Origin of the sequence: Sphingomonas sp. IC081 (genome assembly GCF_006874585.1) — a bacterium.
Lineage (GTDB): Bacteria > Pseudomonadota > Alphaproteobacteria > Sphingomonadales > Sphingomonadaceae > Novosphingobium.
Genome location: NZ_CP029761.1, coordinates 3,716,590 through 3,728,364, shown reverse-complemented (window position 1 = coordinate 3,728,364; position 11,775 = coordinate 3,716,590). Strand labels below are relative to the sequence as shown.

Here is an 11,775-nt window from a genome sequence, read left to right as displayed (position 1 = left end):
GGCTGCCCGGACCGAAGCCCGGGCTTGTCACCTCAGTGCCTGACCCCTCAGTGCTGGGCCGAGGAATCATGCGGTTCGTTCTCCGCATTGGTGACATCGGCCGCAGCGGCGGCAGCATCGGCAGCGGTGTCGTCAAGGGTCTTCTCGGCAGACTTGGCGGCTTCGCTGGCGGCATCCTTGGTGTCGTCGGCAGCCTGCGCGGCCTTGTCACCCGCGGCGTCAACCGCATCGCCCATGTCGTCAGCGGCCTGCGATACGTCCTCGGCAGCCGAGGTCGCGGTGTCGCTGGCGGCATCCTCGGTCTTCTGCGAGCAGGCGGCGAGCGAAAGCGCCGCGGCAGCGACAGTCACGGCGATCATGGTCTTGCGCATGTGTTCAGTCTTCCCTCTTTGCTGAAGTCGTCGCCGGTGGCCGCACGCAGCTGCCTGGGGGGCCGGTTCCGCTTCCTGACAGGTCGCGCAAGGATTAGGCCTCGTGCGCGTGCGTTTCAAGCATGCGCTCCCAAACGGCGGACAGGCGATCCGGTTCCCGGTGGATAGCGAATTATGCCCATTCCCTTTTTCGAGAGCAGTGCTGACGCGCCGCGCGGGCGCTGCTACGGATCGTGCCATGGATTCCAAGCAGCATCTCTATCTCGTCGACGGCTCGGCCTACATCTTCCGCGCCTATCACCGCCTGCCGCCGCTGACCAACCCGGAAGGAACGCCCGTGGGCGCGGTCTACGGCTATACGACGATGCTGTGGAAGCTGGCCGAAGACCTCAACAAGGCCGACGGACCGACCCACCTCGCGGTGATCCTCGATGCCGGCAGCCATTCGTTCCGCAACGACATCTACGAGGACTACAAGGCCAACCGGCCGCCGCCGCCTGAGGATCTCGTCCCCCAGTTCCCGCTGATCCGCGACGCCACCCGTGCCTTCTCGCTGCCCTGCATCGAGGAAGTGGGCTTCGAGGCGGACGACCTGATCGCCTCCTACGCCCGCGCCGCCACCGCGCAGGGCTGGGACGTGACCATCGTCTCGTCCGACAAGGACCTCATGCAGCTGGTCGGCAAGTGCGGCATCGGCGGCGGCTGCGTCGACATGCTGGACACCATGAAGAACCAGCGCATCGATATTCCCGAAGTGATCGAGAAGTTCGGCGTACCGCCGGAAAAAGTGGGTGACGTACTGGCACTGATGGGCGACTCGGTCGATAACGTGCCGGGCGTCTTCGGCGTCGGCCCCAAGACCGCGACCAAGCTGATCCAGGACTACGGCGACCTCGAATCCGCGCTCGCCGCCGCGCCCGCGATGAAGAAGTCGAAGCTGCAGGAACGCCTGATCGAACAGGCCGAGCAGGCGCGCCTGTCGAAGGTGCTGGTCACGCTCAAGGAAGACTGCACGCTGCCGATGGCGCTGGAGGACTTCAAGCTCGACGCCATTCCGCCCGCCCCGCTGGCCGAATTCCTCGGCAGGCACGGTTTCACCAGCCTGCTGAAGCGCCTCGACGGCGGCCACGGCAGCCCCGAACGCGCGACCCAGCTCAATCCCGCCAAGCCGGTGACCGCCGCTGGCGGCCCGACCGAAGGCGCCGCCCGCCAGCCGCTGCCCGAATGGCCCGCCATCGACCATGCCGGCTACGAATGCGTGCAGACGGTGGAAGCGCTGGAACGCTGGATCGCCAAGGCCGCCGCCGCCCACGTCGTGGCCGTCGATACCGAGACCTCGATGCTCGATTCGATGCAGGCCGACCTTACCGGCGTCAGCCTCGCCATCGGCCCCAACCAGGCCTGCTACATCCCGCTCGGCCATGGCGGCTCGGACATGTTCGCCGAAAAGCCCGAACAGGTTCCGCTCGATACCGCGATCGCGCTGCTGAGACCGCTGCTGGAAAGCGATGCCGTCCTCAAGATCGGCCAGAACATCAAGTACGACCTCAACGTGCTGGCCCGCTACGGAATCGCTGTCGCACCGATCGACGACACCATGATCGTCAGCTTCTGCCTGGATGCGGGCCGCTCGGTCGACGGAATCGGCGGCGGCCACGGCATGGACGAACTGTCCCAGCGCCACCTGCTGCACACGCCGATCGCGTTCAAGGACGTCTGCGGCACCGGCAAGAAGGCGATCCCCTTCGGCGAAGTGCCGCTTTCGCGCGCCACCGAATATGCCGCGGAAGATGCCGACGTCACCTGGCGCCTGCACGCCCTGCTCAAGCCGCGCCTGTCCGATGAAGGCGGCACGCGCATCTACGAGCGCGTCGACCGCCCGCTGATCCCGGTCGTCGCGCAGATGGAGCGCCACGGCGTCAAGGTCGACCGTGAAAAGCTGGCCGGGCTTTCCAGCCAGTTCGCCGAAGCCATCGGCGCCCTGGAGGCCGAGATCCATGCCAGGGTCGGGCAGGAATTCACCATCGGCAGCCCCAAGCAGCTGGGCGAGATCCTGTTCGACAAGCTCGGCTACAAGGGCGGCAAGAAGGGCAAGAGCGGCCAGTATTCGACCGACCAGTCGGTGCTCGAAAAGCTGGCCGGCGAAGGTGCCGACGTCGCCACCAAGGTGCTCGAATGGCGCCAGCTGTCCAAGCTGCGCTCGACGTATACCGAGGCGCTGCAAGCCGCGATCAATCCGAAGACGCAGCGTGTCCATACCAGCTACAGCCTGGTCGGCGCCCAGACCGGGCGCCTGTCCTCGACCGATCCGAACCTGCAGAACATCCCCATCCGCACCGAGATCGGCCGCCAGATCCGCGACTGCTTCGTGGCCGAGCCCGGCCATGTCCTGCTCGCCGCCGACTATTCGCAGATCGAACTGCGCCTTGCCGCGCACATGGCCGACGTGCCCAGCCTCAAGGAAGCCTTCGCCAATGGCGAGGACATCCACGCCCGCACGGCGATGGAGATGTTCGGCCATGTCGACCGCGACACCCGCGGGCGGGCCAAGACGATCAACTTCGCGATCCTCTACGGCATCTCGCGCTGGGGCCTTGCCGGCCGTCTCGGCACCGAGGCCGACGAGGCGCAAGCGATGATCGACCGCTATTTCGAACGTTTCCCGGGCATCCAGCGCTATATCCACGAAACGCTCGAGACCGTGCGCGCCAAGGGCTATTCGGAGACCCTGTTCGGCCGCAAGACCTGGTTCCCGCGCATCAATTCCAAAAACGGCGCCGAGCGTCAGGGCAGCGAACGCGCGGCAATCAACGCGCCGATCCAGGGCACCAGCGCCGACATCATCAAGCGCGCGATGGCCCGCATGAACCCGGCACTGGCCGAGGCCGGGCTCGGCCATGTCCGCATGCTGCTGCAGGTGCACGACGAACTCGTGTTCGAATTGCCCGAAGCCGACGTGGCTGCCGCCTCCGAAGTGATCCGCAGGGTCATGGCGACGGCGGCGGAACCGGCGGTGAAGCTGGACGTGCCGCTGGGCGTGGAGATCGGCCACGGGCTGAGCTGGGGCGCGGCGCACTAGGTCGTAAACTCCGCTAAAACGAGGACCAAGGGGAACTTGCTGCGCCGCAGCATCGTTCCCCCCTCATGACCAAGCTGATCGAACGCTACGTCGGCGTGCTGCCAGACTGGGCCGCGCAAGTCCTTATCGCGGTGATTGCAGGCGCCTTGGGCGCGGCCATCGCCCTTGCGGCACACTTCGTGCTGTTCCGCATACTGCGCCGCATCGTCACGTCCAGTACCAGCCAGTCCGACGACATTCTCGTCGCCCGTCTCGCCCGCCCGACGCGCTGGGCCTTCATGGCCATGGGTATCGTGCTGGCCGCCCGGCAAACCCCGGCGCTCAGTGATTTCTGGGAACGCGTCGCCGGTTTCGTGATGCCGCTGCTGACCGGCTGGATCGCCATTGCCATCCTCCACGCGCTGGTCGATGCCATGACCCTGCGCGCCGACATATCGGTGGAGGATAACCGCAGCGCCCGCCGCCGCCGCACCCGCCTTGCCATCCTCAGCCGCATCGCGACTTTCGTGATCGTGTTCCTGGTGGTCTCGCTGATGCTGTTCTCGATTCCCGGCGTGATGAAGGTGGGCGCCACGTTGATGGCCTCGGCCGGTCTTGCCGCGCTTGCCGTCGGTGCCGCCGCCCAGCCTGCCCTGAAGGCGCTGATCGGCGGTTTCCAGATGGCATTGACCGAACCGATCTCGATCGACGACGTCGTCATCATCGACGGCGAATGGGGCCGGATCGAGGAAATCCGCACGACCTACGTCGTCGTCAATCTCTGGGACCAGCGCCGGCTGGTCGTTCCCACCACGCGCTTCCTCGAGGATACCTTCCAGAACTGGACCAAGACGACCTCCCAGTTGCTCGGCACGGTGATGCTCTATCTCGATCCCGCCACCGACATCACGCCGCTGCGAGAAGAATATACCCGCGCCGTCACCGCCCACAGGCTGTTCGACGGCCGCGCACAGGTGCTGCAGGTCACCGACCACAGCGCCCAGGCCATGGAAGTACGCCTGCTGATGAGCGCGCGCGACGGGCCGACGCTGTTCGACTTGCGCTGCGCGATGCGTGAACACATGCTCGACTGGATCCGCCGCGAGATGCCTGAAGCCCTGGTGCGGCGCCGCACGCTGCAAGTGGCACCAGTCGAACTGGCCGCCGGGCCCTCGATCTCCGAAGCCGTCGCGGATCTTGGCGCGCGGCGCGCCTCCCGCTAAAGCACTTGCGGCCGGCGCCCGACTGCGGCACTCGCAGGCGCATGATCCGTGCTTGTGCCGCCGTCCTCGCCCTGCTGCTCGCGCCTGCCGCAGCGGTCCCCGCCCATGCCGGGATCCCGGTCTGCAGCTACCGCGTCGAAGCAAGCTTCCCCCACGATCCCACCGCCTTCACCGAGGGGCTCTTCTACGCGAACGGCCTGCTCTACGAGAGCACCGGCCGCGAAGGCGCCTCGCGCATCGTGGTGCGCAAGCTGGAAGATCCCACCCCGCTGACCCAGGCCGAGATCGATCCCAGCCTGTTCGGGGAAGGCATCATCGACTGGAAGGACCAGATCATCAGCCTCACCTGGCGCGGCGGCCAGGGCTTTCGCTGGGACCGCAAGACGCTGAAGCCCGTCGGCAGCTTCCACTACGAAGGCGAAGGCTGGGGCATGACGCGCAGCGGCGAGGTGATCTACCAGAGCGACGGCAGCGCCAGCCTGCGCCTGCGTGATCCCGCCACCATGCGCCAGACCGGCAGTCTCGCCGTAACCGCCGAGGGCAAGCCGGTGGACAATCTCAACGAGCTGGAATGGATCGACGGCGAGATCTGGGCCAACGTCTGGCTCACCGAGCGCATCGCCCGGATCGATCCGGCCAGCGGAAAGGTGAAGGCCTGGCTCGATCTTTCGGGCCTGCGCCGGGGCGACGGGGCCTCGGGCATGGACGCGGTGCTCAACGGCATTGCCTGGGATGCCAAGGGCAAGCGCATCTTCGTGACCGGCAAGAACTGGTTCGGGATCTACCAGATAACCCCGGTCTGTCCGTGAAGCCGCGCCTGCCCCCCTTTCCAGGGAGGGCAGGCACGGCTCTCAACCGTGATTACTCGCCGTGCTTTTTCGGCCGGGTCGGTTCGACCATGCCCGGGGCAATGAAACCGAGCGGTGCGACTTCCATGGCGCGCTTCTTCAGTTCGCCCTTCATCCGCGCATATTCGGATTCCATTTCCTCGGTCACCGTGGCGCGGCTGTCTTCCAGCGCCTCGTCGAAATCCGCCATCGTGACGGTTTCCACATCGGCCCCGCGCTTGCGGATGGCAATGAGGCCGGCCCGGCGCACCACGTCCTCGAGATCGGCACCGGTGAAGCGCGCCGTCCGCGCGGCGATATCCGCCAGCGATACGTCGTCCGCCAGCGGCATCTTCGCGGTATGGATACCGAGGATATGCGCGCGCCCGCCCTCGTCCGGCGTGCCGACGTAGACCAGTTCATCGAACCGGCCGGGACGCAGCAGCGCCGGATCGACCAGCGTCGGCCGGTTGGTCGCGCCGACCAGCACCACCGACTGGAGTTCCTCCATGCCGTCCATCTCGGCAAGGATGGTGTTGACCACCCGCGCCGTCACTTGCGGTTCGCCCATAGCGCTGCCGCCGCGTGCGGGCACGAGGCTGTCGATCTCGTCGATGAAGATCACGCAGGGTGCCACCTGCCGCGCGCGGGCAAAGAGGCGGGCGATCTGCTGCTCGCTCTCGCCGTACCACTTGGACAGGAGATCGGACGACTTGATCGAGATGAAGTTCGCCTCCGCCTCCTTGGCCACGGCCTTGGCGAGCAGTGTCTTGCCGGTTCCGGGCGGCCCATAGAGCAGGAATCCCTTGGCTGGCCGGATCCCCAGTTTGCGGAACGCCTCGGGGTTCTTCAGCGGCAGTTCAATGCCTTCCTGCAGCTTCTGCTGCGCCTCGTCGAGCCCGCCGATGTCGGACCAGCCGATGTCGGGTACCTGGACCATGACCTCGCGCATGGCCGAAGGCTGGACGCGCCGCAGCGCCTCGACAAAGTCCTCACGGATCACCTGCAGGCTTTCGAGCACTTCGGCCGGGATCGTGCGCGCTTCCAGATCGAGCTGCGGCATGATCCGGCGCACCGCCTCGATCGCAGCTTCCCGCGCGAGCGCGGCGATATCGGCGCCGACAAAGCCATGCGTCGTGCGGGCGAGTTCCTTGAGGTCCACCTGGTCGCCCAGCGGCATGCCGCGGGTGTGGATGCCGAGGATTTCGCGGCGTCCGCTCTCGTCCGGCACCCCGATCACGATCTCGCGGTCGAACCGGCCGGGACGGCGCAGTGCCTCGTCGATCGCATCGGGCCGGTTGGTCGCGGCGATGACCACCACATGGGCACGGCTGTTGAGCCCGTCCATCAGCGTGAGCAGCTGCGCGACAAGGCGCTTTTCCGCCTCCCCGTGGACCTGGTCGCGCTTGGGGGCGATGGAATCGATCTCGTCGATAAAAATGATCGCGGGCGCCGCCTTGGCCGCTTCCTCGAACACTTCGCGCAGCGCCTTCTCGCTCTCGCCATAGCCCGAGCCCATGATCTCGGGCCCGTTGATCGAGAAGAAACTCGCCTCGCTCTCGTTGGCGACGGCCTGGGCAAGACGCGTCTTGCCGGTGCCCGGCGGGCCATGCAGCAGCACGCCCTTGGGCGGCGCGACACCCAGACGGGTGAACAGTTCGGGATAGCGCAGCGGCAGTTCCACCATCTCGCGCAGCTGGCGGATGGTGTCGGCCATGCCGCCAACGTCGTCGTAGTTGACGTCACCGCGGGTGGTATCAGCTTCCTCGAACAGCTCGCGCAGTTCGACTTCGGTATTCTCGTCGATATGGACGATGCCGCGCGGCGTCGTCGAGACGACATTGAGGCGGATCTGGGTCAGCGCGAAGGCCGGCGCATTAAACATGCGGCGCAGTTCGGGCGGAATGTCGGCAACCTGCTGCTGGCCGGTGGTCGCGACGATATCGCCCTGCACCATCGGACGGCCGAAGAAGTTGCGCTTGAGCGCGCCGGACGGCCCTTGCAGGCGCATGTCCTTCTGCGCGGGTGCAAAGACCACCCGCTGCGCGGGGCGCGATTCCGCCTTGCGTACGCTGACATGATCGCCCGAGCCGACTTCGGCATTGACGCGCTGAAGACCATCGAGCCGGATCACCGAGAGCCCTTCGTCTTCCGGATAGGCCAGCACGGCACGGGCCACCGTCACGGTTTTTCCGGTCACTTCCAGCACGTCGCCTTCCATCGCGCCGATCGCCGAGAGCGAGGCGCGCGACAGGCGGGCAATGCCCTGTCCGCTTTCTTCTTGCCGGGCCGCCGCGACCTGCAGCTTGACCACCCGTTCGTCCACCTGGGTTGGGACTTCCGCCATGACTGTCCTTTCAAGTTCCCGATGCTGGTTCTGCGCTTCGGCCTCCCCGAACGGGCAAGGCAGAGACGATGGGAACGTGCTCAAGGAACTAGGTATGCGCCTGAGGGATTTCAAACGGACGAAAGGCCGGATTGCTCCGAACGGGCCGGGCGCGCGATGCAAAGCACATCCATTTTGCCGGATTAGGGCGCGTCTCGCGGGCACAAAAAAAGGCCCGGACGTTACCGACCGGGCCGTGGAAGTTTTGGGAGAGGATGCCTGAAAGGCAGGATCTGTATGCCTCCCGGCGACCGATTGTGCAAGTGCGAAATAGCCAGCGCCGTGTTGCAATATATGCAATTCAAGTTGCGAAGTATCGAACTACACCGCGTAATTCGGCAAAGATCGTGCAAATCCAGTGCATTGGAAAGTGAATCACGCCTCATGATTGAACGCAGCGCAATCGGCAGGGCGATGGATCCGCGCCCACTGACCAGCGTTGTCTGCTGCGACGCGAAATTTCCTAACCTTATTTAGCACCTCCCCGCCCGACAGTGCCCCGAAAGAACGGGTAGGAACCGATTCGGCGGCAATGCCACGCCAGACGCCGCTCCAGACTGGACACCAAACGCCATCAACCGGAAACACGAAAGGCCGGGCTCGCAGTCGCGAGCCCGGCCTTCTCCGGCCATCCCCGTGCGCTCAATGCGCAAAAAGCAGTGCCGGCGCGCCCTTGTCGCTCAGGAAATACGCAGTGACCCCGCCGAACAGGAATTCGCGCATGCGGCTCTTGCCGTAAGCGCCCATGACCAGCAGGTCTGCCTGGGCCTGGCCCACCGCGACGGCTAATGTCTCCTCCGTCGATCCCCGACGCTCCAGTTCCTCGAACTCGGCGTGGATGCCGTTGCGCGACAGATAACGCAGTGCATCGGTCGCGGGGAAACCGCCCACCTTCTCGATCACCGAGACGACCTTGACCAGTTCACAGCTTCCCAGCAGCGGAATCGCAGCCTTGAGCGCGGCAGCGGACTGCTCTCCACCGTCCCAGGCGATCACTGCTCGGCGGATCGGCAGGCTGAGACGGCCATCATCGGGCAGCGCCAGCACGGGAGCGCGGGCAGACAGCGCCACCGGGCCCACCATTCCGCCCGACCGCGTGAGCACGACAAGATCCGCCAGCCGCGCGGCGGCCGCCAGCGCGGGCACCGGATCGTCTTCGCTGCGAACCACTTCGAAAGGCACGTCGCCGCGGGCAAGGCGGGTTTCCACCGCATCCGCTGCAGCATCATCGTCGGACCGGGCACGGTCGAGCGCTTCGCTGATCACATAGCTGCCGCCCATCGGGTCCATCGCGATGTAGCGCGACACCGGTGTATCGACGAGCACGGTGACGTGGCCATCAAGATGGCGCGCCAGTTCCAGCGCCGTATCGAGACGGGCATCGCTGGCGGGCTTGCGGTCGGCGTTCACGAGTATCGAGCGCATGGCATTTCTCCGTTTTTCCGGTCCTGCATAGCCCATGGGTATGCCGCCACCATGACCGAGATCAAAGCGCCGATTGGCCCGGGCGCTTTCCGGCATGCTGCCGGCTTTCAGGCACTACCCTGGTCGATGGAGAGTTGCCCCGCGCGTTCAAATAGGTCGAGCACAACCGCCTCGCGCTCGCGAGAGCGGATCGCCGCCTCGAAATGAATGCGCCGGGATGGCCGGGGCAGGACTTCGACCAGCGCCCCTGCCGCCAGTTCACCGCGCACCATCGTCTCGGGCAATACGGCCGCCCCCTGCCCGCAGGCTACGATTTCGATCAGGGTCCGCACATTGTTGCAGGTGCCAAGCGAGCGCGCCGCAAGGGCGCCGCCCTCGAAGGCATCGAGCGTCACGGCATGCAGCGGCGAATGGTCCGGCAGTGACCAGACCGGAAGCGGTCTCGCGAAGCCCCCGGCGGCGGCCACAGCAGGGCTGGCCGCCCAGACCAGCTCGACCGCGCCGATCGGCGCCGTGCGGATGCCCGGGCTCGCCACCGGCCCGGCCAGGAAAACGATATCGCAAGTTCCCGCCAGCAAGTGCTGGAGCAGACGCGCCGTGAGGTCGATTTCGATCTCCACCGTCACCCCCGGCCGCTCGCGCTCGATAGCCGCGATGTAGCCGGGCAGGCAGGTTGCCGCCGCGATCTCGCCCGAACCGATGCGCACGTTGCCGGTAGCCCCGGCAAAGTCGCTGGCTTCCAGCAGGACCTGCTCCAGCCCCTGCCGCAGGGGTTCCGCCGTCTCCACCAGCCGCCGCCCGCGCGCCGTCAACACCATGCGCCGTCCGTCGCGCTGGAACAGCGGCACGCCGAGCTGGTCCTCGATCTCGCGCACGCGCGCCGAGATCGCGGGCTGGGTGGTATTGAGTCTTTGTGCCGCAGCTGCGAACGTGCCGAGCCGGTCGATCCACATCAACGTTTCGAGATGGAAAAGGGCGATGCGTTTCATAATTTTGACTTATCGATTCCGATAAAAAACAATCGCTATTCGTAATGGGATTGGCTGTCTAGGTTCGCTCCAAACGGGAGAACAGCATGAACAAGATCTACCCCAGCGCTTCTGCCGCGCTGGACGGACTGCTGAAGGATGGCCTGCTCATCGCCGCCGGGGGCTTCGGCCTTTGCGGCATCCCCGAGCGCCTGCTGGACGCGGTGCGCGATTCGGGCGTCAAGGGCCTGACGTTCGCTTCCAACAACGCCGGTATCGATAACGAAGGCATCGGCAAGCTGCTGCGCACCAAGCAGGTGGCCAAGATGATCTCGTCCTACGTGGGCGAGAACAAGGAGTTCGAACGCCAGTTCCTCTCGGGCGAACTCGAAGTCGAATTCTGCCCGCAAGGCACGCTGGCCGAACGCATGCGCGCCGGCGGCGCCGGCATCCCCGGCTTCTATACCAAGACCGGCGTCGGCACGCAGATCGCCGAGGGCAAGGAAGTGAAAGTCTTCCGGGGCGAGGAATATATCCTCGAGGAAGGCATTTTTGCCGACCTGTCGCTGGTGAAGGCATGGAAGGCGGACGAAAGCGGCAACGTCGTGTTCCGCAAGACCGCGCGCAACTTCAACGTGCCTGCCGCCACGTGTGGCAAGATCTGCGTCGTCGAAGTGGAAGAGATCGTCCCCACCGGCTCGCTCGACCCGGATGGCATCCATCTGCCGGGTGTCTTTGTCCAGCGTCTGGTGCTGGGCGCGCCATACGACAAGAAGATCGAATTCACGACTACCCGCGAAAGGGAGACCGCCTGATGAGCTGGACTCGTGACGAAATGGCCGCCCGCGCGGCAAAGGAGCTTCAGGACGGGTTCTACGTGAACCTCGGCATCGGCATCCCGACGCTGGTCGCCAACCATGTTCCCGGCGGCATGACGGTGACGCTCCAGTCGGAAAACGGCATGCTCGGCATCGGGCCCTTCCCTTATCCCGACGAAGTCGACGCCGACCTCATCAACGCCGGCAAGCAGACCGTCAGCGAACTGCCGCAATCGGCCTATTTCGACAGCGCCACCAGCTTCGGCATGATCCGCGGCGGCCACATCGACCTGGCCGTGCTGGGCGCCATGGAGATCGCCGAGAACGGCGACATCGCCAACTGGATGATCCCCGGCAAGATGATCAAGGGCATGGGCGGCGCGATGGACCTCGTGGCCGGCGTGAAGAAGATCATCGTGGTCATGGAGCACAACGCCAAGAACGGCGATCCCAAGTTCATCCCGGCCTGCACCCTGCCGCTCACCGGCAAGAACGTGGTCGACATGATCGTCACCGACCTTGCCGTGTTCCAGCGCCCCGACCACCAGAGCCCGTTCAAGCTGATCGAACTGGCTCCGGGCGTGACGGCGGAAGAAGTCGCCGCTAAGACCACGGCGCATTATTTGACGTGAGAGTCGCAGCACCGGCCCACTCCCGTCCCGAAGAACACGAAAAGGTCCGGGGGACCTTTTCGCTGAG

At 65.7% G+C, this 11,775-nt stretch carries 9 protein-coding genes; 5 read left to right on the top strand and 4 right to left on the bottom strand.

Annotated elements, in window-relative coordinates; translation table 11 throughout:
- Positions 1 to 47 precede the first annotated feature (47 nt).
- The gene (locus DM450_RS17740) at positions 48 to 371 is read right to left on the bottom strand and encodes a hypothetical protein (protein ID WP_142637029.1); all 324 of its coding nucleotides are present in this window, start codon (positions 369 to 371) and stop codon (positions 48 to 50) included.
- Positions 372 to 609: 238 nt separating this feature from the next.
- Here DM450_RS17740 and polA point away from each other — a divergent pair, with 238 nt between their 5' ends.
- The 3 genes from polA (at position 610) to DM450_RS17725 (ending at position 5,461) form a co-directional block, all read left to right on the top strand.
- The gene (gene polA, locus DM450_RS17735; RefSeq protein WP_142637028.1) at positions 610 to 3,450 is read left to right on the top strand and encodes a DNA polymerase I; all 2,841 of its coding nucleotides are present in this window, start codon (positions 610 to 612) and stop codon (positions 3,448 to 3,450) included.
- A 65-nt stretch (positions 3,451 to 3,515) separates the two neighbouring features.
- Complete coding sequence (locus DM450_RS17730; RefSeq protein ID WP_142637027.1) at positions 3,516 to 4,652, top strand: mechanosensitive ion channel family protein; 1,137 nt, start codon at positions 3,516 to 3,518, stop codon at positions 4,650 to 4,652.
- A gap of 41 nt (positions 4,653 to 4,693) precedes the next feature.
- Positions 4,694 to 5,461 (top strand): glutaminyl-peptide cyclotransferase, encoded by a 768-nt coding sequence (locus DM450_RS17725; RefSeq protein ID WP_142637026.1) that lies wholly within the window; start codon positions 4,694 to 4,696, stop codon positions 5,459 to 5,461.
- 52 nt (positions 5,462 to 5,513) lie between these two features.
- On the opposite strand, the gene DM450_RS17720 is transcribed toward DM450_RS17725, so the two are convergent.
- From DM450_RS17720 to DM450_RS17710, 3 genes are all read right to left on the bottom strand, one after another.
- A complete protein-coding gene (locus DM450_RS17720; protein ID WP_142637025.1) occupies positions 5,514 to 7,826 on the bottom strand; it encodes a CDC48 family AAA ATPase in 2,313 nt (770 codons plus the stop codon).
- Positions 7,827 to 8,507: 681 nt separating this feature from the next.
- Positions 8,508 to 9,290 (bottom strand): universal stress protein, encoded by a 783-nt coding sequence (locus DM450_RS17715; RefSeq protein WP_142637024.1) that lies wholly within the window; start codon positions 9,288 to 9,290, stop codon positions 8,508 to 8,510.
- A gap of 107 nt (positions 9,291 to 9,397) precedes the next feature.
- Positions 9,398 to 10,279, bottom strand: coding sequence for a LysR family transcriptional regulator (locus tag DM450_RS17710; protein ID WP_142637023.1), 882 nt, complete (start codon positions 10,277 to 10,279; stop codon positions 9,398 to 9,400).
- 86 nt (positions 10,280 to 10,365) lie between these two features.
- On the opposite strand from DM450_RS17710, the gene DM450_RS17705 reads away from it, so the two are divergent.
- Both DM450_RS17705 and DM450_RS17700 read left to right on the top strand, forming a co-directional pair.
- Entirely contained in the window at positions 10,366 to 11,073 is a 708-nt protein-coding gene (locus tag DM450_RS17705; RefSeq protein WP_142637022.1) for a CoA transferase subunit A, read from the top strand.
- Entirely contained in the window at positions 11,073 to 11,708 is a 636-nt protein-coding gene (locus DM450_RS17700) for a CoA transferase subunit B (protein ID WP_142637021.1), read from the top strand. Before DM450_RS17705 ends, DM450_RS17700 begins: the two co-directional genes overlap by 1 nt.
- The last annotated feature ends 67 nt before the right edge of the window (positions 11,709 to 11,775 follow it).

Coding starts and splice junctions, on each gene's coding strand:
- DM450_RS17740 (WP_142637029.1), bottom strand. CDS start 371: ATGCGCAAGACCATGATCGCCGTGACTGTCGCTGCCGCGGCGCTTTCG.
- polA (WP_142637028.1), top strand. CDS start 610: ATGGATTCCAAGCAGCATCTCTATCTCGTCGACGGCTCGGCCTACATC.
- DM450_RS17730 (WP_142637027.1), top strand. CDS start 3,516: ATGACCAAGCTGATCGAACGCTACGTCGGCGTGCTGCCAGACTGGGCC.
- DM450_RS17725 (WP_142637026.1), top strand. CDS start 4,694: ATGATCCGTGCTTGTGCCGCCGTCCTCGCCCTGCTGCTCGCGCCTGCC.
- DM450_RS17720 (WP_142637025.1), bottom strand. CDS start 7,826: ATGGCGGAAGTCCCAACCCAGGTGGACGAACGGGTGGTCAAGCTGCAG.
- DM450_RS17715 (WP_142637024.1), bottom strand. CDS start 9,290: ATGCGCTCGATACTCGTGAACGCCGACCGCAAGCCCGCCAGCGATGCC.
- DM450_RS17710 (WP_142637023.1), bottom strand. CDS start 10,279: ATGAAACGCATCGCCCTTTTCCATCTCGAAACGTTGATGTGGATCGAC.
- DM450_RS17705 (WP_142637022.1), top strand. CDS start 10,366: ATGAACAAGATCTACCCCAGCGCTTCTGCCGCGCTGGACGGACTGCTG.
- DM450_RS17700 (WP_142637021.1), top strand. CDS start 11,073: ATGAGCTGGACTCGTGACGAAATGGCCGCCCGCGCGGCAAAGGAGCTT.